This window comes from Streptomyces sp. NPDC093094 (assembly GCF_044754345.1).
Lineage (GTDB): Bacteria > Actinomycetota > Actinomycetes > Streptomycetales > Streptomycetaceae > Streptomyces.
Window position 1 is genome coordinate 260798 of record NZ_JBIVOX010000003.1, and the last position, 21146, is coordinate 281943.

The 21146-nt window shown below is 73.8% G+C and carries 17 protein-coding genes and 1 pseudogene; 9 read left to right on the forward strand and 9 right to left on the reverse strand.

Annotation, left to right across the window (positions count from 1 at the left end):
• Positions 1-17: 17 nt before the first annotated feature.
• Positions 18-1850: a glycoside hydrolase family 15 protein gene (locus tag ACIQGV_RS07280; protein WP_402491740.1), complete on the reverse strand. Its 1833-nt coding sequence runs from the start codon at positions 1848-1850 to the stop codon at positions 18-20.
• An 83-nt stretch (positions 1851-1933) separates the two neighbouring features.
• Positions 1934-2713: a DeoR/GlpR family DNA-binding transcription regulator gene (locus tag ACIQGV_RS07285; protein WP_402492406.1), complete on the reverse strand. Its 780-nt coding sequence runs from the start codon at positions 2711-2713 to the stop codon at positions 1934-1936.
• Between the two features lie 167 nt (positions 2714-2880).
• Between ACIQGV_RS07285 and ACIQGV_RS07290 the strand changes: the two genes are divergently transcribed.
• Both ACIQGV_RS07290 and ACIQGV_RS07295 read left to right on the forward strand, forming a co-directional pair.
• Positions 2881-3762: an SIS domain-containing protein gene (locus tag ACIQGV_RS07290; RefSeq protein ID WP_402491743.1), complete on the forward strand. Its 882-nt coding sequence runs from the start codon at positions 2881-2883 to the stop codon at positions 3760-3762.
• 81 nt (positions 3763-3843) lie between these two features.
• Positions 3844-4707, forward strand: a complete 864-nt coding sequence (locus ACIQGV_RS07295; RefSeq protein WP_402491745.1) for a ketose-bisphosphate aldolase — start codon at positions 3844-3846, stop codon at positions 4705-4707.
• A 45-nt stretch (positions 4708-4752) separates the two neighbouring features.
• On the opposite strand, the gene ACIQGV_RS07300 is transcribed toward ACIQGV_RS07295, so the two are convergent.
• Positions 4753-5886, reverse strand: coding sequence for a methyltransferase (locus ACIQGV_RS07300; RefSeq protein ID WP_402491748.1), 1134 nt, complete (start codon positions 5884-5886; stop codon positions 4753-4755).
• 67 nt (positions 5887-5953) lie between these two features.
• On the opposite strand from ACIQGV_RS07300, the gene ACIQGV_RS07305 reads away from it, so the two are divergent.
• Complete coding sequence (locus ACIQGV_RS07305) at positions 5954-6607, forward strand: alpha-ketoglutarate-dependent dioxygenase AlkB family protein (RefSeq protein WP_402491751.1); 654 nt, start codon at positions 5954-5956, stop codon at positions 6605-6607.
• Positions 6608-6632: 25 nt separating this feature from the next.
• On the forward strand, positions 6633-7877 hold the full coding sequence (locus tag ACIQGV_RS07310; RefSeq protein ID WP_402491753.1) for an ROK family protein: 1245 nt from the start codon (positions 6633-6635) through the stop codon (positions 7875-7877).
• Positions 7878-8014: 137 nt separating this feature from the next.
• Here ACIQGV_RS07310 and ACIQGV_RS07315 read toward each other — a convergent pair whose 3' ends face one another.
• The gene (locus ACIQGV_RS07315; protein ID WP_402491755.1) at positions 8015-8782 is read right to left on the reverse strand and encodes an SDR family NAD(P)-dependent oxidoreductase; all 768 of its coding nucleotides are present in this window, start codon (positions 8780-8782) and stop codon (positions 8015-8017) included.
• Between the two features lie 158 nt (positions 8783-8940).
• On the reverse strand, positions 8941-9525 hold the full coding sequence (locus tag ACIQGV_RS07320) for a TetR/AcrR family transcriptional regulator (RefSeq protein WP_402491758.1): 585 nt from the start codon (positions 9523-9525) through the stop codon (positions 8941-8943).
• Positions 9526-9666: 141 nt separating this feature from the next.
• On the opposite strand from ACIQGV_RS07320, the gene ACIQGV_RS07325 reads away from it, so the two are divergent.
• The gene (locus tag ACIQGV_RS07325) at positions 9667-14286 is read left to right on the forward strand and encodes a DNRLRE domain-containing protein (RefSeq protein WP_402491761.1); all 4620 of its coding nucleotides are present in this window, start codon (positions 9667-9669) and stop codon (positions 14284-14286) included.
• A gap of 1 nt (position 14287) precedes the next feature.
• Positions 14288-14734, forward strand: a complete 447-nt coding sequence (locus tag ACIQGV_RS07330; protein WP_402491763.1) for a hypothetical protein — start codon at positions 14288-14290, stop codon at positions 14732-14734.
• A 76-nt stretch (positions 14735-14810) separates the two neighbouring features.
• Here the strand turns inward: ACIQGV_RS07330 and ACIQGV_RS07335 are convergent, their stop codons facing one another.
• The 3 genes from ACIQGV_RS07335 to ACIQGV_RS07345 all read right to left on the reverse strand — a co-directional run bounded on the left by ACIQGV_RS07335 (position 14811) and on the right by ACIQGV_RS07345 (position 16331).
• Entirely contained in the window at positions 14811-15008 is a 198-nt protein-coding gene (locus ACIQGV_RS07335) for a DUF1272 domain-containing protein (RefSeq protein ID WP_402491765.1), read from the reverse strand.
• A 157-nt stretch (positions 15009-15165) separates the two neighbouring features.
• Positions 15166-15750, reverse strand: coding sequence for a DUF4865 family protein (locus ACIQGV_RS07340; protein WP_402491768.1), 585 nt, complete (start codon positions 15748-15750; stop codon positions 15166-15168).
• Between the two features lie 11 nt (positions 15751-15761).
• On the reverse strand, positions 15762-16331 hold the full coding sequence (locus tag ACIQGV_RS07345) for a TetR/AcrR family transcriptional regulator (RefSeq protein WP_402491771.1): 570 nt from the start codon (positions 16329-16331) through the stop codon (positions 15762-15764).
• Positions 16332-16463: 132 nt separating this feature from the next.
• On the opposite strand from ACIQGV_RS07345, the gene ACIQGV_RS07350 reads away from it, so the two are divergent.
• From ACIQGV_RS07350 to ACIQGV_RS07360, 3 genes are read left to right on the forward strand one after another with little or no spacing between them, the layout of a single operon-like run.
• Entirely contained in the window at positions 16464-16751 is a 288-nt protein-coding gene (locus tag ACIQGV_RS07350; RefSeq protein WP_402491774.1) for an SHOCT domain-containing protein, read from the forward strand.
• The gene (locus ACIQGV_RS07355; protein WP_402491777.1) at positions 16748-17497 is read left to right on the forward strand and encodes an ABC transporter ATP-binding protein; all 750 of its coding nucleotides are present in this window, start codon (positions 16748-16750) and stop codon (positions 17495-17497) included. Before ACIQGV_RS07350 ends, ACIQGV_RS07355 begins: the two co-directional genes overlap by 4 nt.
• On the forward strand, positions 17494-20055 hold the full coding sequence (locus ACIQGV_RS07360; protein ID WP_402491779.1) for an ABC transporter permease: 2562 nt from the start codon (positions 17494-17496) through the stop codon (positions 20053-20055). Before ACIQGV_RS07355 ends, ACIQGV_RS07360 begins: the two co-directional genes overlap by 4 nt.
• Positions 20056-20545: 490 nt before the next feature.
• Here ACIQGV_RS07360 and ACIQGV_RS07365 read toward each other — a convergent pair.
• A pseudogene (locus ACIQGV_RS07365) lies at positions 20546-21025 on the reverse strand (ATP-binding protein); the annotation flags it as partial.
• Between the last annotated feature and the right edge of the window lie 121 nt (positions 21026-21146).

A 21146-nucleotide genomic window follows, 5' to 3' on the forward strand; every position in this document is an offset into this window, starting at 1 on the left:
GCCGTCACGGGGCGGTGTCAGCCGAGGGCGCGGTCGAGGTTGAACGCGGCGCTGATCAGGGCGAGGTGGGTGAACGCCTGCGGGAAGTTGCCCTGTTGTTCACCGGTGCTGCTGATCTCCTCGGCGTACAGGCCGACATGGTTGGCGTACGTCAGCATCTTCTCGAAGGCGAGCCGCGCCTCGTCGAGCCGCCCCGCGTGCACGAGTGCCTCGACGTACCAGAACGAGCAGATGGAGAAGGTGCCCTCGTCGCCGCGCAGCCCGTCGGGGCTGGCCTGCGGGTCGTAGCGGTACACCAGGGAGTCGGACACCAGCTCGCGGGTGAGCGCGTCGAGGGTGGACAGCCACTTGGGGTCGGTGGGGGCGATGAACTTCGCCAGCGGCATCATCAGCACGGCCGCGTCGAGCACGTCGCCGTCCTCGTGCTGGACGAACGCCTGCCGGGTCCGGGACCAGCCCCGGCTCATGATCCGGCGGTAGATCGAGTCCCTGGACTCGCGCCAGCGGTTGAGGTCCGCGGGCAGTCCCCGCCGGTTGGCGATCCGGATGGCCCGCTCGATCGCCACCCAGCACATCAGCCGCGAGTACAGGAAGTTCTTGCGCCCGCCCCGGGTCTCCCATATGCCCTCGTCCGGCTGGTCCCAGTGCGCGCAGACCCACTCGACCAGTGCGCACACGTCGTCCCACTGGTCGCTGGAGATGGGCCTGGCCCACTTGTCGTAGAGGTAGACCGAGTCGATCAGGGCGCCGTAGATGTCCAGCTGGAGCTGTCCGGCCGCCGCGTTGCCGACCCGGACCGGCGCGGAGCCGCGATGGCCCTCCAGATGGGGGAGTTCACGCTCCGTCAGGTCGCTGCGGCCGTCGATGCCGTACATGATCTGGAGCGGGCCGGACGGGCCGCCGTCGCAGGTGGTGACATGCCGGTCGAGGAACTTCATGAACGCCTCGGCCTCGCTGCTGAACCCCAGCCGCAGCAGGGCGTAGACGCAGAAGGCCGCGTCCCGCACCCAGACGTAGCGGTAGTCCCAGTTGCGTTCGCCGCCGATCTGCTCGGGCAGGCTGGTGGTGGCCGCGGCGACGATCGCGCCGGTGGGGGCGTAGGTGAGCAGCTTCAGGGTGAGGGCGGAGCGGTGGACCATCTCGCGCCAGCGGCCCCGGTAGCGGGACTGCGCCAGCCAGCGCCGCCAGTACGCCACCGTCGCGGTGAACTGCCGCTCCGCCTCGGTGGCGGCGCAGCCGCGCGGGTCCACCGCGCCGCCGACCCGGTCCAGCGCGAACACCACCGACTCGCCCTCGGAGAGCTTGAAGTCGGCCCGGGCGTCGGGTCCGTCGGTCTCCAGCGGCACGGTCGCGGTCAGCGCGAGGGTGAGCTTCTCCGACTCGAACACCGCCATGTCGCCGGCCATGCGCAGGGTGTGCGGCACGGCGCCGTACTCGAACCGGGGCGCCACCCGCACCCGGAACGGCAGCGCGCCGCGCACGCACACCACGCGGCGGATCAGCCGGTGCCGGTCGGACTCCGCCGGCCCGTCGTCGACCGGCATGAAGTCCTGCACCTCGCCGACGCCGTCCGCGGTGTAGAAACGGGTGATCAGGACATTGGTGTCGGGGAAGTAGAACTGCTTCGTGCGGGCCGGGCCGATCGCCGCGAGCTCGAAGCGGCCGCCGCGGTCCGCGTCGAGGATGGAGGCGAAGACGCTCGGCGCGTCGAACTCCGAGCAGCAGTACCAGTCGATCGTGCCGTCCGTGCCCACCAGGGCCACACTGCGCAGATCGCCGATCAGGCCGTGCTCGGAGATCGGCAGATAGCGGCCGTCCCCGGTCGGCTCGAACCTCGGTGTCCCGGCCATCACAGCCTCCCTCACGGGTCGACCGGCGCGGCTACCAGCTTAGGCGTGAACCCGTGCGGGCACCCCCGGGGCCGGCCGGACGGTCAGACCGCCCGCACGGTGACCCCCGCCTCCTCGAAGCGGCGGACCGTGTCCTCGTCCACCGCCGAGTCCGTGACCAGGGTGTCCACGGCCTCGGCCGCGCAGATGCGGGCGAAGGCGCGGCGGCCCAGCTTGCTGGAGTCGGCCGCGACGACCACACGCTCGGCACGCTCGCACAGCAGCCGGTTGATGGCGGCCTCGGCCTCGTCGTGCGCGGCGGCCCCGTGGGTGACGTCGAGCGCGACCACGCCGAGAACGGCCACGTCCAGCGTGATCTGGCCGAGCACGCCGTCCGCGAGCGGTCCGATCAGCTCGTACGACTGCGCCCGGGCCACCCCGCCCGTCACCACGATCTTGAACTGGGGCCGGACGGCCAGCTCGTTGGCGATGTTGAGGGCGTTGGTCACGACGGTCAGCGCGGGGGAACCCGAGGTGAGATCGCCGCGCACGGCCAGCGCCCGCGCGACCTCGGTGGTGGTCGTCCCGCCGGTCAGGCCGACCGCCTCGCCGGGCGCGATCAGATCCGCGACGGCCCGGGCGATGCGCTGCTTCTCCGAGGCGTGCCGGGCGGTCTTGTAGCGCAGCGGCAACTCGTACGACACTCCGTGCACGACCGCGCCGCCCCGGGTGCGTACGAGCATCTGCTGTTCGGCGAGCTGGTCGAAGTCGCGGCGGACGGTCGCGGCCGACACCTCCAGTTCGGCGGCCGCCTCCTCGACGTCCAGCCGGCCCCGCTCCACGAGCAGTTCCAGCAGCGTCTTCCAGCGGGCGTCGCGCGACATCCGCACCTCCAGCCGTCCCCAGGTCACCGGTCCCGGCGACCCTAGCGCACCCGCCGTCGACGGAAAGGCCGACGGAAAGGCCGACGGAAATGCCAGCAGAATGCTTGAACATGCTCGAAAACTCACGCTAACTTGCAAGAACAATCATCGCTCGGGAGGGGTACGGCATGACCCACGTCGAGGACGAACTCAGCAGCCAGCCGGAGTGCTGGACACGGGCGGCGGCGCAGGCGCCGGAGCACGCCGCGGCGCTGCCGGCGGCGGGGGAGCGGGTCGCGATCGTCGGCTGCGGCACCTCGTACTTCATGGCCCAGGCGGCCGCCGCCCTGCGCGAGGGGGCGGGACAGGGCGAGACCGACGCCTTCGCGGCCTCCGAGTTCCCCCGCGGGCGCGTCTACGACCGGGTCGTCGCCCTGACCCGCTCGGGCACGACCACCGAAGTACTGGAACTGCTCGCCGCGTTGCGGGGACACGTCCGCACCGGCGCGATCACCGCCGACCCGCGGACGCCGGTCGTGGACACCGCCGACGACATCGTGGTCCTCGACTACGCCGACGAGCGCTCCGTCGTCCAGACCCGGTTCGCCACCACCGCGCTCACGCTGCTGCGCGCCCACGCGGGCCTGCACGACGAGGCGGCCGTCGCCGGCGCCCGCGCCGCGCTCGCCGAGCCGCTGCCCCGAGGTCTCGTCGCATGCACCCAGTTCACCTTTCTGGGGCGGGGCTGGACCGTGGGCCTGGCCCACGAGGCCGCGCTGAAGATGCGCGAGGCGTCGCTGTCCTGGGCCGAGGCGTACCCGGCCATGGAGTACCGGCACGGGCCGATCAGCGTCACCGGGCCCACCACCGCGACGTGGATGTTCGGCGAGGCGCCCGAGGGGCTCGCCGAGCAGGTGCGCGCCACCGGGGGCCGGTGGCTGGCCGGGGGGCTCGACCCGCTCGCCGAACTCGTGCGCGCCCAGCGGCTCGCCGTCGCCGTCGCCGCCGCGCGCGGCCTGGACCCGGACAACCCGCGCCATCTGACCCGCTCCGTGATCCTCACGCCGTGAGCCGGGGCAGGCCCTCCCGGGCGCCCTCGTGCCCCTGTCCGTCCTCCGGCAGCCCTCGTCCACGTTCCACGGGAGTCCCGCGTGCCTCTCTCCACCACCGGTGAACTCGTCGCCCGCGCCGCCGCGGGCCGGCGTGCCGTCGCCGCCTTCAACATCGTCACCCTGGAACACATCGAGGCCGTCGTCGCGGGCGCGGAGAACGCCGGCGCCCCGGTCGTGCTCCAGGTCAGCGAGAACGCCGTCAAGTTCCGCTACGGGAACCTGCTGCCGCTGGCCCGTGCCGCCGTCGCCGCCGCCGAGCGCGCCGCCGTGCCCGTCGCCCTGCACCTGGACCATGTGCAGAGCGACGCCCTGCTGCGGCAGGCCGCCGACGCCGGGTTCAGCTCGGTCATGTACGACGCCTCCCGGCTGCCGTACGCCGAGAACCTCGCCGCCACACGGTCGGCCGCCGACCGGGCCCACGCCCGGGGGCTGTGGATCGAGGCGGAGCTGGGCGAGGTCGGCGGCAAGGCGGGCCGTCCCGCGCTGGACGCGCACGCGCCGGGCGCGCGGACCGACCCCGGCGAGGCGCGGTCGTTCGTCGCCGACTCCGGCGTCGACGCGCTCGCCGTCGCGATCGGCAGCGTGCACGCCATGACCACACGCACCGCCGCCCTCGACCACGATCTGCTCAAGCGGCTGTCCTGCGCGCTGGACGTGCCGCTCGTCCTGCACGGCTCCTCGGGCCTTCCCGACGGCGAACTCACCGCCGCCGTCACGGGCGGCATTACCAAGGTTAACATCGGCACCGCGCTCAGCATCGCCATGACCGGCGCCATCCGGGAGTTCCTCGCCGCCGACCCCAGGGCGGTGGACTCCCGCGCCTACCTCGGCGTGGGCCGCGAGGCGATGGCCGAGGCGGTGACGGCCATCGTCCGCACGCTCACCCCCGGGGCTCCCGCCTGACCGGTCCCCGGGCCCGTGCGCCGTCCCGGCCGCCGGCCCGGGCGGTCAGCGTCTGACCGCCTTCAGCACCACGAACTTCGGGTCCGCGGCGACGAGCCGGCTGTTGCCGAAGACACGGCGGAGCTTCACGTGATAGCCCAGGTGGCGGTTGCCGATCACCCACAGCTCGCCGCCCGGCCGCAGCACGCGTCGCGCCCCGGTGAACATCCGCCAGGCCGTCGTGTCCGTCGTCGCCTGGTGCGAGTGGAAGGGAGGGTTGTTCAGCACGAGGTCGACGCTGCCGGCCGCCACTCCGGCAAGACCGTCCCCGACCCGGAACTCCGCGTGCCCCGGCACCCCGTTGGCCCGGTACGTCGCCTCCGCCGAGGCCACCGCCTGGAACGACTCGTCGGTGAACAGCACCTCGGCCTCGGGGTTGGCCAGCGCCACCGCCGTCCCCACCACGCCGTTGCCGCAGCCCAGGTCCACCACCCGGCGGGCGCCGTGCGTGGCGGGCAGATGACCGAGGAAGAAGCGGGTGCCGATGTCGAGACGGTCGGCGCAGAACACCCCCGCGTGGTTGACGACCGTCCGTCCCGACACGGGCCCGACGTCCGAGGGCAGGGCGTACCGGTACGGCCAGGGGCTGGCGGGACGCTCCAGCGCGGGGTCCGGCGTGCAGAGGATCAGCCGCGCCTTCCGCTCGGCGAGCGAGGTCCTGGTCGGCCCGAGGATCTGCTCGAAGAGCCGGAGCGTCGAGGTGTGGATCTCCTTGACCATGCCGGTGCCGACGACCACGGTCCCCTCGTGCACCGAGGGCGCCAGCCGCTGGAGCTGGTCCTCCAGCAGGGCCAGGCTCTTGGGCACCCGCACCAGCAGGACGTCGATCCGCCCCGGCGGTGTGTCCTGTGTGGTGAGCAGCTGCACGGCACCCGGCTCGACACCGGCCCGCGCGAGATTCGCCCGGCTCGCCTCCTGGCCCAGGTAGGAGTCGCTGATCTGCACCGGCCGGTGCGCCGCGAGGGCCGTCACCAGCGCGCCCCAGCGGTCGCCCAGCACCACGACCGTGCCGGACAGGCCGACGCCCGTGTCGGCGAGGTACCGCAGCAGGTACTCGTCGGATGCGTCCCAGGCGCGCAGCGTGTCACGCGGGTCCTCGGGGAAGCGGGCCAGCGCGAGCTCGCCCCAGGGAGTCGTCATACGGTCGTTCATCGTGCGTCCAGGCTAGCCGAGCCGCAGCTCAGCACCGGTGGGGGAGGATGGCTGCATGGACGCGGAGCTGTTCCCCCGCGACCGCGCGGAGGTGGCGCCGGGCGCGGTCCATGTGCCGGACTGGCTCGACGAGCGCCTCCAGCGCGAGCTGCTGGCCGCCTGCCGGGAGTGGGCGCGTCCGCCGGCCGGACTGCGCACGGTCCGCACTCCCGGCGGCGGCACCATGACCGCCCGCCAGGTCTGCCTGGGCCGGCACTGGTACCCGTACGGCTACGCACGCACGGCCGTCGACGGCGACGGCGCCCCCGTCAAGCCCCTGCCGGGCCGGCTCGCCGACCTCGGCCGGCAGGCGGCGCGGGACGCCCTGGGCGAGGCGCCGTCGTACGACATCGCGCTGGTCAACTTCTACGACGGCGACGCCCGTATGGGCATGCACCGCGACGCCGACGAGCAGGCCGACGCCCCGGTCGTGTCGCTGAGCCTCGGTGACACCTGTGTCTTCCGGTTCGGCAACACCGGGACCCGGGGCCGGCCCTGGACGGACGTCGAGCTGCGCAGCGGCGACCTGTTCGTCTTCGGCGGGCCCTCCCGGTTCGCCTTCCACGGCGTGCCGAAGGTGCTGCCGGGCACCGGGCCGGCCTGGCTGGGGCTGACCGGACGGCTCAACATCACGCTGCGGGTCGGCGGGTTCCCGGCGTCCGTCCCCTGATGCGGATCATGGGAGACTCCCCCTCATGAGCGGCAAGGCGGACCCCCGGCCGACGGGGGAAGGGACCACGTCGAGGACGCGGTTGGACCGGGGGCGCGGCGCACTCGGTCCCGCGTTGGAGCTCGTGCACACCGGACGGGCGCCGACCCGCGCCGTGCTGACCGCGGAACTCGGCGTCACCCGCGCCACGGCGGGCGCGGTCGCGGCGGAGCTGGAGGCGCTCGGGCTGATCCGGGTGGACGCCAGGCCCGGCGCGGGCGCCGGTTCCCAGGGCCGGCCCTCGCACCGGCTGGAGGTCGCCGAGGACGGCCCGGTGGCGCTGGCCGCGCAGGTGCACTCCGACGGGTTCCGGGCGGCGCTGGTCGGCCTCGGCGGGCGGATCGTCGCGACCGCGCCGGGCCGCGAGACCGTCGACGCCGACCCGGCGAAGGTGCTCGGCTCGGTCGTGGAGACGGGTGCCGCGCTGCTGCGGGAGACCGGGCGGCGCTGTGTGGGCGCCGGGCTGGCCGTGCCGTCCGCGGTCGCCGAACCGGAGGGCCTCGCCCTCAACCCGCTCCATCTGGCCTGGCCGGCGGGCGCGCCGGTGCGGGAGATCTTCGCCGCGTGCGTGCGCGCCGCCGGCATCGAGGGGCCCGCGTTCGCCGCGAACGACGTCAACCTCGCCGCGCTGGCCGAGCACCGGCACGGGGCCGGGCGCGGCGCCCGTGACCTGCTGTGCGTGGCCACCGGGCACCGTGGTGTCGGCGGCGCGCTGGTGCTGGACGGCCGGCTGCACACCGGCAGTTCCGGGCTGGCCCTGGAGGTCGGCCACCTCACCGTCAACCCCGAGGGCCGGCCCTGCCACTGCGGCGGCCGCGGCTGCCTGGACGTGGAGGCCGACCCGCTGGCCCTGCTCACCACGGCCGGACGTGTCCCCGGCCCGGAGAGCTCCCTGCTCAAGCAGGCCGACGACCTGCTGCGCCAGGAGTACGCCGACCCGGCCGTGCGCAACGCCGCCGAGGCCCTCGTCGACCGCCTCGGTCTCGGCCTCGCCGGGCTGGTGAACATCCTCAACCCGGACCGCATCATCCTCGGCGGGCTGCACCGCACGCTGCTCGACACCGACCCGGACCGGCTGCGCGCGGTCGTCGCGGACCGCAGTCTGTGGGGCCGCAGCGGCGGCGTCCCCATCCTGGCCTGTTCCCTGGACCACAACAGCCTGGTCGGCGCGGCCGAACTGGCCTGGCAGCCGGTCCTCGACGACCCCCTCGGGGCACTGGCCGCGCGCTGACGCCGCCCACCGGGAGCACCGACGCCCGGACGGGACCGCACGGGACCGCACGGGACGGGTCGTACGGGACCGCACGGGACGGGTCGCACGGGACGGGTCGCACGGGACGGGTCGTACGGGACGGGACCGGTCCACGGCTACAGCTCCGCCCCGCCGTCGACGACCAGGTCCGTGCCCACCAGCGCGCCCGCCGCGTCGGAGGCGAGGTACAGCACCGCCTCGGCCACCTCCCGCGTCGCGGCGACGCGCCCCAGCGGCGACTGGTCCTTCATCCGGACGGCGCGCTCGGCCTCGGTCTCCCCGGGACGCAGCGACATGGCGGTGTCGGCCGGGCCGGGGCTGACCGAGTTGATGCGCACGCCGTCGGCGATGTGCTCCAGGGCCGCGCCCCGGGTCAGCGAGGTCACCGCGGCCTTGCTCGCGGCGTAGGCGGTGACGTCGGGCGCCTGCTTGTGCCGGCCGAGGTTGGAGGAGACGTTGACGATCGCGCCGCCGCGCGGCTGGGTCCGCATCTGCGCCACCTGAGCGCGCAGGGCGAGGAACACCCCCGTGACGTTGGTGTCGAACAGCTCCCGCCAGTCCGCCTCGGGCATGCCGGCGAGCGGCCCGCCGCCCCGGAAGACACCGGCGTTGTTCACGGCCACGTCGAGCGACCCGAACTCCTCGGCCACGTCCCGCACGAGGGCCTCCGTCTCGTCCGCCCGCGACACGTCGGCGACGCGGGCCACGGTCCGGCCGCCGGCCCTCCCGGCCAGCGCGACGGTCTCCTCCAGCGCGGCGATCCGGCGTCCGGCCGCCACGACACGGGCCCCTTCGGCGGCGAACGCGAGGGCGACGGCCCGTCCGATGCCGGACCCGGCGCCGGTGACGAGGACGGTGCGGCCGGAGAAGCGGGGGGCTGACATGGGATCAACTTCCTTCCGAAGAGGAGAAAACCACGGGGCGGCTCCGCGTGCGCACCACGGCGCCGCGGTCATGAACCCCCCGTTTCTTGACTGGTCGGTTCAGAATTCGGGCAGGCGGGAACCATGGAGAAGTCGCCCTGCCCGGCCCGCGGCGCGGGTCAGTCCAGCAGGCGCAGCGCCTGTTCCGCCGCGTCCCGCACCCGGGCGGTGTCGGCCGACGCCTTGCCGACCACCCGCAGCCCCTGGAGCAGCACCAGCAGCATGCGGGCGAGGGCGCGCGGGTCGCGGTCCCCGGGCAGTTCGCCCTGTTCCAGGGCGCGTACGAGCGCGGAGTGCAGCAGCGTCTCGACGTGCTCCCAGCTCAGTTCCACCCGGCGGGCCATCGCGTCGTCGTGCGGGGCCAGTTCGGCGGCGGTGTTGGTGACGAAGCAGCCCGTCCCGCGCAGCCCGTCGTCCGCCGCCTCCGCCGCGAACCGGCGCACCACCGCGCGCACGGCCGGCAGCGCGGGCCCGGGCCGGGACAGCTCGCGCAGCAGACGGGGATTCCGCTGCTCGCCGTACCGGTCGAGTGCCTTGAGGTACAGGTCGCGTTTGTTGCCGTACGTCGCGTACAGGCTGGCGCGGCCGATGCCGAGGTGCTCGACGAGGTCGGACATCGAGGTCGCCTCGTAGCCGCGCCGCCAGAACAGCTCCAGGGCGGACTGCAGAGCTGCGTCGGGGTCGAACTCCTTGCTGCGGGCCATGAGTTGAACCTTAGGTAGTTCAAGAATGATCAGTCAAGTATCCCTTTGTGGAACCGGAGCTCCTGATTCCCATTGTTGGCGTGACATGCACGGGTCTACGCTCAGTCGATCTTCAGCCAAGATGACTGGAAGGAACCCCCTGTGCACCACTCCGTGTCGGCCGGCTCGGCCCCGGGCGGGCGAAGATCCCGCCGGAAGCGACGAGCCCTGACCGCGGCCCTGCTGGCCGCACTCGTGTGCGCCCCGCTGCCCCTGCTCGCCGACTCCGCGGCGGCCGAGGACACCGAGCGGGCCGCCCCGGCCCCGACGGCGCGGCAGGCGCCCGCGGCGGCCCGGACCGAGATCGTCTCCGAGCGCACCGAGTCGACCACCACCTGGGCCAACGCCGACGGCACGACCACCGTCGAGACGTACACGGGCCCGATCAGGGTCAAGCAGCCCGGTGGCGGCTGGAAGCCCGTCGACACCACCCTCGTCACCGAGGACGGCGTGGTCCGGCCGAGGACCGCGGCCGCCGACATCACCTTCTCCGGCGGCGGTTCGGGCGAACCGCTGGCGGAGGTCTCCCGGGGCGGCCGCACCCTCGGACTCGACTGGCCGGGCGAACTGCCCGCGCCGCGCCTGGACGGCCCGACCGCCGTCTACCCCGGCGCGGTCGACGGCGGCGACCTCGTGGTGACCGCCCTCAAGGAGGGCTTCTCCCACTCCGTCGTCCTGCACGAGCGCCCCGACGGCCCGGTCACCTTCCGGCTCCCCGTCTCGGCCGACGGCCTGACCCTGCACGAGACCGCCGACGAACGGCTGCGCTGGAGCGACGGCGGCGGCCGCACGGTGGCCACCGCGCCCCTGCCCGTGATGTGGGGCTCAGGCGAGAGGCGTGCCTCCGGGGAGCCCGAGGACCTCGCGCAGATCGACGTCACGGTCGAGCGGGACGCGGCCACCGGCGACCAGGTCCTGGTGCTCCAACCCGACGAGGAGTTCCTCTCCGACCCCGGCCTGGAGTACCCGGTCACCATCGACCCGACCGACTCCCTGCTCGGCCCGGTCACCGACACCTGGGTCCAGTACGACGACTACCTCACCTCCCAGCGCGGCTCGACCGAGCTGAAGGCCGGTACCTACAACGGCACCGAGAAGGCCCGCTCGTACCTGAAGTTCGACGTGGCCAAGTACGCGGGCAAGCACGTCCTCGACACCGACCTGCGGCTCTACTCGTACTACTCGTCCACGTGCAGCACCACGGGCTCCGGCAACCAGGTCCGCAGGATCACCTCCGCCTGGGACCCGTCCGCCATCACCTGGGCCGACCAGCCGACGACCACCTCGACCGGCGCCGTGACCTCCACCGCAGCCAAGGGCTACAGCTCCAGCTGCCCGGCCGGGCACGTCTCCTGGGACATCGACACCATCGTCCAGTCGTGGGCCGACGGCCAGCCCAACCACGGTGTGCGGATCGCCGCGGTCGACGAGACGGACCCGCTCACCTGGCGCCGCTACCACTCGGCGAACCAGACGGACGGCTCCCACAACGCCGCCTACGAGCCCTCCCTGACGGTCACCTACAACACCAAGCCCGGTACCGCGACGGCCGTCTCCCCGCTGTCCGGCACCTTCACCGGTGACCCCACACCCACCCTGTCCGCCAAGGCCACCGACGCCGACGCGCAGTCCGTCACCCTGACCTTCGAGGTCTGGGCGGCCGACGGCACCGCGGCCCTGCAGACCGGCACCTCCGCCTCCGTGGCCTCCGGCGCGGTGGCGACCCGCACCGCCGGCACCCTCGTGCCCGGCGACTACAAGTGGCGGGCCAGGGCGTCGGACGGCACCGACACCGGCGCCTGGTCGGCGTGGCAGACGTTCACCGTCGACACCGTCGTCCCGTCCACGCCCACCATCACCTCCACCAGCCACCCCTCCGCGTCGGCCTGGTACACCGCCACCACGTTCACCGGCACGCTCGCCTCGACGGACGCCTCCGGCGTGACGGGCTACGCCGTCAAGCTGGACCAGAGCCCGACGACCGCGGCCGGCACCACCGTCACCCAGACGACGGCGGACATCAGCTGGTCCGGCCGGACCGACGGCACCTGGTGGGTGCACGCGGCCGCCCGTGACGCGGCGGGCCTGTGGTCGCCGCCCCGGCACTTCTCCTTCAACGTCGACACCACCGCCCCGGGCGCGCCCGGCGGCCTGGTCTCCTCCACCCACCCGGTGACGACCGGCGCCTACGCGAACCGCACCGCGTCCTTCACCTGGTCGGCGCCCGCCGACCTGTCCGGCACGGCCGGCTACGCGGTCGCCGTCGACCAGAACGCGAGCACCCTGCCGCCCACCACCGGCACCGTCCGGACGTCGACGAGCCACACCGCCACCGTCACGTCGGACGGCACCTGGTACCTGCACGTGCGGGCCAAGGACCTGGCCGGCACCTGGTCGTCCACCGCGGCGCACCTGCCGTTCAAGGTCGACATGACGCTGCCGCCGAGCCCGGTGATCAGCTCCGCCACCCACCCGGACCAGACCGGCGCGTACAGGAGCGGCTCCTTCGGCGCCACCTGGACCGCACCCTCCGGCGCCTCCGCCGGATACAGCGTGGTCGTCGACGCCACCGCCGACACCGTGCCCGACAGCACGGCCGAGACGACCGCCACCTCGTACGGCACGACCCGCGCCGAGGGCACCTGGTACCTCCATGTGCGCGGCATCGACGGCAACGGCACGGGCGGCGGCACCTCCCACTTCCGCTTCACCGTCGACACCACCGCGCCCGGCGCCCCCGCCGTGACCTCCGCGGCCTACCCGTCCGGCGCCTGGGCCGGCGGCGCACAGGTGACCGGGACGTTCACGCTGACGCCCAGCGGCACCGACACCCGCAGCCTGGCGTACACACTCGACGGCGGCGCCGCGCAGACGCTCACCACCACCGGCGGTCCGGTGGAACTGCCGGTCACCCCCGCCACCGCGGGCGGCCACCAGCTGGCCGTCACCGCGACCGACCGGGCCGGCAACGTCTCCGCCGAGACCAGGTACACCTTCCACGCGGGACGGGCCGTCCTGACCGCGCCCGGCAACGGCGAGGTGCTCGTCGGCTCGGTCGACCTCGCGGTCGACGCCCCGGCGTCCCTGACGGGGGTCACCTTCCTCCAGCGGACCTCGGCCGCCGACCCGTGGCAGGAGATCCCGGCCGCGCAGGTCACCCGCGCCGACGGCTCGGCCGTGACCTGGCCGGTCCCGCTCACCGGCGGCGGCGCGCCCAAGCTGCTGTGGGACACCTCGTCCCTGTCCGGCAGCGGAGGCCGCCAGCTCGGCGCCCGCTTCGGCGGCCCGTACTCCCCGCCCGACGCCGAGCCGGTCTCGGTGATCGTCGACCGCGTGGAGGTCATCGAGGGCGGGACCGCCGAGGTGCCCGAGGCCGAACCGGCCCAGGCGTACGCCCTGGAGCAGGCCGCCACCCGCGCCGCCGGCGACCCCGACACCTTCGCCCCGCCGTACGTCGACCCCGCGACGGGTGAACTGGTCGCGCCGGTCGTGGAATCGGCCTCGGCCGACGAGGCGTCAGCCCCGATCCAGGTGACTCAGGTCCCGGCCGACGAGGGCAGCGGCCTGCCCGCCCCCGACACGGAGGAGGGCACCAAGCCCGACGAGACCACCACCGAGACGCAGACGCCCGCACCGCCCGCCGACGGGTCCGCCGAGACCACCGGCGAGGAGTCGTTCCCGATGCCCGAGGACGGCACCGAGACCCCTTCCGCGCCCACCGGGCCGACCGTCACCGAGCAGGTCATCCCGCGCACCGAGGTGGTGGAGCACAGCGTCACCGCACTGGAGTCCGTGCGCGACGAGGTCTTCCAGCTGTCGGAGACGGAACTGCCCGGTGTGAGCGGACTGCGCATCGCGTCCGTGGACGCCGCGGAGAACCGTGTGGTCGTGGGGACCGAGACGGCCGCCCCGGAACTGGTCGCCGCCCTGGGCGAGCGCTACGGCACCGACATCGTGGCCCTGGAGCTCCTGCCCGGAGCCGACGAGCTGGCGACCCGGGCGAACCGCTACAGCGACACCTCGCCCTACTACGGCGGGGCACGCATCAACTCGCTGCTGACCAGCAACAAGGAGACCTGGTGCACAGCGGGATTCTCCTGGAGGTACAACAGCAAGTGGTACATGGTGACGGCGGGCCACTGCACCACCGGCAACGGGGTGATCATGAACCCCAGCGGCACCGACTTCATCGGGGCCGTCGTCCGGGACAACTGGAAGAACGGGTACGGCTCGGTGAAACTCTCCGGCCAGAGCTACTACTCGGGTGACCTGTCGCTGTACCGCGTCGAGAGCCCCAGTCTCGCCTCGGCCCGGATCTACAAGGGCGGCAAGACGTCCACCTCGTCCCGCGCGGTCCACGACTACTGGCGACGCTGGGCGCAGGAGGGCGACAAGGTCTGCACCGGCGGCATGATGACCGGCGAGCAGTGCGGCTGGCAGGTGACCGACACGCAGGCGACCGTCCACTACACCAGCGGCTCGACGGCCAAGAACATGGTCGTCGCCAGGAAGACGTCCGGAGCCTGCACGATCAGCGGTGACTCCGGCGGTCCCGTCTACACCGTGAACAGCTCCGGAAGCGCCAACGCGAAGGGTATCGTCTCGGGCGGCGGCGGCGGTGGCAGCGACCACAGCGGTGGGTTCTTCGATCCGTGCTCGCTGGTCTTCACCGACATCGGGCTGGCCAACAGCGCCTTCCCCGGCACAGTAGCGAGGTTCTGACATGCGCCGCGCCCTTTTCATACCGTTCCTGGCAGTGGCCCTGACCGGCTGCTCGCTCTTCGGCTCGGACACGCTGTGCACCCAGGCCGACGCGGACTCGGACGTCTCCCTCAGATGGCGGCCCGCCGACTTCGGCGGCCCGGACGCGGTGACGATCCGGCTCTGCGTGGACGGCACCTGCAAGGAGCGGACCTCGGGCAGTCCTGAGGAACCGATCGCCCTGATGCGGGTCCGGCTCCCCGACGACATCGGTCCGTCCACCGTGCCGGTGAAGCTCACCGTGACCTCCGCGAAGAACGGCGGCACGGTCGTCGAGGACAGCATCCGGGCCAGACTGACGGCGCAACAGCCCAACGGCCCGTCCTGCTCGCCCACCGCGTGGTCGGCGACGTACCGCGCTCATCCCGACAAGGGACTCACGTCCCCCAAGGGCATGAAGCTGCAGTAGCGGCACTCCGGACGCAGGCGCCCGTTCCCCTCCCCGGGGAACGGGCGCCTCGCGTTCCGGCCCGCCCGGGACCCTGTCAGACGGACTGCCGGACGGCCGCCGCCTGGCGGGGCCTGGCGACCAGCTCCCCGCCGCAGTTGGGACAGACGCCCTCCATGGCCTCGGCGCACGGCACGCAGAACGTGCACTCGTAGGAACAGATCCGAGCCGGGCCGTCGGGCGGCAGCTCCGCCGTCGTGCAGCGCTCGCAGCTCTCACGCATCTCCAGGGCCATCGGCGGTCTCCTCGTGTCACGGTGCCGGGTCGGTCTCATCATCGCCCCGGAGACCGCCCCCGGTCGGCGCTCCAAAGGGCCGCAGACCGTCAGGATCGGGCCACCGGCTCGTCCCGCTCCACCGGGAGCACGCCCCCGGGCCCCGTACGGACCGCGCTCACCACCGGCGTCCCCCGGGCAGCCGCTTCCGTCCCGGGGCCGACAGATGCAGCACCCGGAAGACGTCGCCGTCGGCCTCGGGGGCCTCGTGCGCCCACAGCGAGAAGTGCACGGTCTCCCAGCGGCCCGGGTCCACGGCCGCCGCCGCGCACACCGCGCCGTCCCGTACCGCCAGCCGCCCGGCCTCCCGCGCCGCGTCCTCCATCACCTCCGCCAGGACCACACCCTCCGGCACCGGCCGGATGTGCCGTACGGCGACCAGGGGCGGCGCGTCCGCGGCGCCGCCCTCCTCGTACGCCAGCCCCGTCCACTGCCGCACCTCCGGCCGCCCGAAGTCGTCGGGGATCCCCTGGAACGCACCTCCCCAGAGGAAGGAGTTCATGCCCTCGACCGTGTTCCACAGATAGAAGGGCGCGTACTGGTTGACCGGCGAGCCGTCCCTGCCGCGCTCGCGGACCAGATACGCCTTGAGGCCCAACCCCTCCCAGTCGTCGAGGAGATGACCTCTTCGGGCCACCCGGGTGCGGATGATCCCCATGTCGTAGCCGGCGGGCAGGGTGACGGCGTAGTGCAGTGCGTGCATCGTGTGTCTCCTCAGGGGGCCAGGAGCGTCAGCAGCCCCCGGACTCCCGCGTCGAAGGCGGTCGGTGAGCCGGAGGCGCGGGCCAGGACGTAACCGCCCTGCACGGTGGCCACGATCGTCGAGGCGATCTCCCCCGCGTCGAGCCCGGGAGCGAACTGCCCCTGCTCCTTGCCCTCCTGGACGATCCCGGCGAGCCGTCCGCGCAGCCAGCCGAGCGTCTCCTCGACCGGGGCGCGCAGTTCGTCGTCGGCGACGACGTCCGGGTCCATGGTGAGCCGGCCGACCGGGCAGCCGCGCAGGACGTCGCGCTCACGCAGCAGATAGGCCCGGATGCGCTCGTACGGCGTGCCGGGCCCGCCGAGCACGGCCTCGGCGGTCACCCGCGTCTCCTCGGCCGTACGGCGGATCGCGGCCAGGGCGAGATCGGGCTTGCCCTTGAAGTGGTGGTACATGCTGCCCTGCCCGGCGCCCGAACGCTCCAGGATCGCCTTGGGGCTGGTGCCCACGTAGCCGCGCTCCCAGAGCAGCTCCCGGGTGGACTCGATCAGACGCTCCGAGGTGCTCATGACCCCACTGTACATACCAGTAGGTACAGAGGCGGCTACTCCCCGGGAGGTATCCCGACTGTCCCCGGCCGTACGACGACCCGTACCCCCCGCCGGAGCCAGGATCCAGACATCACCCGAAGTCCTTCTCGCAGGAGATGAACCGACATGCAGACACTCGCGCACTGGGACGGCGGCCCCGGGCCGTGGATCCTGCTCCTCCCCGTCGTCTGGGCGGTCGTGGTGCTCACCGCCGTCACCCTGCTGCGGCGCACCCTGTGGCGCGGCCGGCCAGGGCCCTGGCGGACGTCCGAGGACCGCCGGCTCTCCGGCGGCTCGCCCCTCGCGGTGCTCGGCCGCCGCTTCGCCTCCGGCGAGATCGACGAGGACGAGTACTGGCGTCGGCTGTCCGTCCTGGACGAGCAGTTCGGCCGCACCAAGGGCGGTGCCGCATGACCGGCACCACCGCCACCCGTACGGCGGCCCGGGTCGCCGACGCCGTGAAGGTCTACGGCCGCGGCGACACCGAGGTCAGGGCCCTGGACGGGGTGAGCGTCGGTTTCCCGGCCGGCCGCTTCACCGCGATCATGGGGCCCTCGGGCTCCGGGAAGTCCACCCTGATGCACTGCGCGGCCGGCCTGGACACCCTCACCTCGGGCGCCGCGTTCATCGGCGACACCGCACTGGACTCCCTCGACGACCGGCGGCTGACCCTGCTGCGCCGCGACCGGGTCGGCTTCGTCTTCCAGGCGTTCAACCTGGTGCCGACGCTGACCGTCGCGGAGAACATCACCCTTCCGCTGGACCTGGCGGGCCGGGGCGGCGACCCCGGATGGACCGACGCGCTGATCGACGTCGTCGGCCTGCGGAGCCGGCTCCGCCACCGGCCCGCCGAGCTCTCCGGCGGCCAGCAGCAGCGCGTCGCCGTCGCCCGCGCGTTCGCCGGCCGGCCCGACGTGGTCTTCGCCGACGAGCCCACCGGGAACCTCGACTCCCGGGCGGGCCAGGAGGTGCTCGGCCTGCTGGGCCGCGCCGTCCGCGAGATGGACCGCACGGTCGTCATGGTCACCCACGACCCCGTCGCCGCCGCCCACGCCGACGAGGTCCTCTTCCTCGCCGACGGGCGCCTGGCCGACCGGATGCAGGACCCGACCGCCGACCGGGTGCTGGACCGCATGAAATCCTTCGAGGTGCCCTCGTGAACGCCTCCCTGCGGCTGAGCGTGTCGTCCCTGCGCGCCCACGGACGGCGTTTCGCCGGCACGTTCCTCGCCGTCTTCCTCGGCGTGGCGTTCCTGGCCGGGACGCTGGTCATGGGCGACACCCTGCGCGCCGGCTTCGACTCCATGTTCGGCGACGCGGCCGCGGGCACCGACGCGGTGGTCCGCAGCGCCGACGCCATCACCACGCCGGGGGAGAGCCAGGGCGTACGGCAGCCCGTGCCCGCCGCCCTCGCCGACCGGATCGAGGACGTGCCCGGCGTCGCCGCCGCCGCACCCGACATCCAGGGCGCGGGCCAGCTCGTCGGCAGCGACGGCGAACCGATCGGCGGCCAGGGCCCGCCCACCCTCGCCGGGAACTGGATCACCGACCCCGAGCTGAACCCCTACCGGCTCGCCGAGGGCCGCGCGCCCGAACGCCCGGGTGAGGTCGTCGTCAACCGCGCCACCGCCGAGAAGGGCGGTCTGGAGCTCGGCGACACCACGGTCCTGCGCACCCCGGACCCCGTACGGGTCACCGTCGTGGGCCTCGCGACCTTCGGCGGCGAGGACGGCATGGCGCAGGTGACCTTCACCGGCCTGACCCGGGCGGACGCGGAGAAGCACCTCACGGCCCGGCCCGGGGAAGCCTCGACGATCCTGGTGCGGGCCGAGCCCGGCGTCGGCCAGGACGAACTCGTCGAGCGGCTGGCACCCGCCCTGCCGGCCGGCGTCGAGGCCCTCACCGGCCAGGAGTCGGCCGCCGAGAACACCGACATGATCTCCAGCCGGTTCCTCACCCTGTTCACCACCTTCCTGCTGGTGTTCTCGGGGGTCGCCCTGCTCGTGGCGACCTTCTCGATCCACAACACCTTCGCCGTCGTCGTCACCCAGCGCACCCGTGAGAACGCCCTCCTGCGCGCTCTCGGCGCGTCCCGCCGCCAGGTCACCGCAGGCACCCTCGCCGAGGCGACCGCCGTCGCCGTGACCGCGTCGGCGGCCGGACTCGCGGGCGGCGTCGGTATCGCGGCCGGACTCCAGGCGCTGTTCCCTGCGATCGGATTCCCCTTCCCCGAGGGCGGCCTGGTCGTCAGGGCTGCGTCCCTGCTCCTCCCGCTCGCGGTCGGCGTCCTGGTCTGCCTGGTCTCCGCCCTGCTGCCCGCCGTACGCGCCGGGCGCACCGCGCCCCTGGCCGCGCTGCGCGAGACGGCCGTCGACACCTCGGGCGCCTCACGTCCGCGTGCCGTCACCGGTGTCCTGCTGTCCGCCCTCGCCCTCGCGGCCACGCTCACCGGTGTCCTGCTCACCCCGTCCCTGTGGCTCGCCGGCGCGGGCGCGGTCCTCGCCCTCGCCGCGTTCGTGCTCCTCGGTCCGGTCGCCGCCGGCTCCGCCGTACGGATCCTCGGCGGACCCCTCGCCCGGCTGCGCGGCGTCACCGGCTCCCTCGCCCGGCGCAACGCCCTGCGCAGCCCGCGGCGGACGGCCGCCACCGCGAGCGCGCTGATGATCGGCGTGGCTGTCGTGTCGCTGTTCACGGTGTTCGGGGCCTCGCTGAAGGCGACCATGGACCGGACGGTGTCGCGCTCCTTCGCGGGGGACGTCGCCGTCAGCACCCCCTCCTTCGGCGCGGGCGGCAGCGGACTGAGCCCGCGGCTCGCCGCGGCCGTCGCCGCGCTGCCCGAGGTGGACACGGCGGTGGGGCTCGGCCGGGGTGTCGCCGAGGTGGACGGCAAGGGGCGGGCGCTGACCGTCACCGACCCCCGCGCGCTGGAGCGGACCTTCGACCTCGGGCGGGTCCAGGGCTCCCTGGACGCCCTCGGCACGGACGGCATCGCCGTCACCGAGAAGGAGGCCGGCCGGCGGCACCTCGCGGTGGGCGACACCGCACGGCTCGCCTTCACCGACGGCGAGCGGCGTACCTTCACCGTCCGCGCCCTCTACGCCCGCTCCGAACTGGCGGGCGACTACGTCGTCACCCGCGAGGCATGGGCCCCGCACCGCACCCAGGACGCCGACACGCTGGTGGCCGTCTCGTTCGAGGACGGCGTGGACGCCGACCGGGGCAGGGCGGCCGTGGAGAAGGTGGCCGGACGGTACGGCAACCCGCAGGTGCAGACCCGTGAGGAGTACGCCGGGTCCTCGGCCGGAGGCATCGACATGATGCTGACCCTGGTCTACGCGCTGCTCGCCCTCGCGGTGCTCATCGCCCTGCTGGGCATCGCCAACACCCTGACGCTCGCGGTCCACGAGCGCACCCGGGAACTGGGGCTGCTGCGGGCCGTCGGACAGACCCGGTCCCAGGTGCGGGCCATGGTCCGCTGGGAGTCCGTGCTGGTCGCCGCCTTCGGCACGGCGGGCGGCCTGGGGCTCGGGGCCTTCCTCGGCTGGGTGCTGGTCAGTGCCTCCGACGGGGCGAGCGACAGCGCCTTCGCCTTCGCGGTGCCGCCCGCGCAGCTCACGGTCGTCGCCCTCGTCGGGCTGGCGGCGGGTGCCCTCGCGGGGCTGCGTCCTGCCCGGCGCGCGGCCCGGCTGGACGTGCTGCGGGCGATCGCGGCGGAGTGACCGCGGCGGCGGCGCCCTCGGGGGCGTGGGGGAGGCCGCTTGTGTGGTTCGCGCCGGTGGGGTGAGGTACCGCGGGCGGTGATCGTGGCGGAGTGACCGCGGCGGCGATGCCCTCGGGGCGCGGGGGACTGTGCGACCGGCCACGACGTGTCAGCAGCCGACGGGTCTCTCCACGACGGAGCACCCCCTCACCGCCCGGTCAGCCGACAACGGCCGACCGGGCGGGAGCGTGTGCGGGCCGCGGCGTGTCGGCCGTGAGACCCACGGCCTCGCCCGACAGACCGACCGGCTCGGCCGTCAGGGTGACGGGCTCGGGCGTCGCGGTCCGTGCCGCCGTCCCGGTGACGGCTTCGGCGGCCGACGGGACCGACACCGCCGTCAGGGCGACCGGTTCGGGCGTCAGCGGGACCGGTGCCGCCGTCCGTGCGGCCGGCTCGGGCGTCAGGGCCACCGGTTCGGCCGTCAGGGTGACGGGCTCGGGCGTCAGGGCGACGCGTTCGACCTCCGTGAACCCGGGCACGGACCGATCCGCGGCCGTCCGGCGTGCCGGACGTGCCGTCCCGGCTCTCGCGGCGGCCGGCGTCGGCAGGCTGAACCACACGACCTTGCCGTCGTCGCCGTCCGGCCGGGCACCCCAGCTGTCGCTGACCGCCGCCACCATCGCGAGCCCGCGGCCGCAGGTCGCCAGCGGGTCGGCCACCTCCACCACGGGGAGACGGGGATCGTGGTCGTGCACCGAGACCGTCAGCCGGTCGAGCCGCAGCTCGATCTCCACGGTGCAGGTCTTGTCGGGCTGGGCATGGCGGTGGACGTTCGACAGAAGCTCGGTCACACCGAGCGCCGCCCGGTCTATCAAGGGATCCATGTGCCAGTAGCGCAATTGCGCAGAAAGGATTCTGCGGACCTGGCCGATCCGCGACGGCAGAGCTTGCAGCTCCACCGTGCAAAGTCTGCTTGGGTGACTGATCACGGCTGCGACTCCCCGACGTTGAGGTCCGGAAGAACACGGAGGACGGATCCAGCAGGAAGTGGGATTCGAGACGACCGCCTGCTGTCGTGCCCGGCGGGCTGGTTCGCAGCGTAGTCGCCGG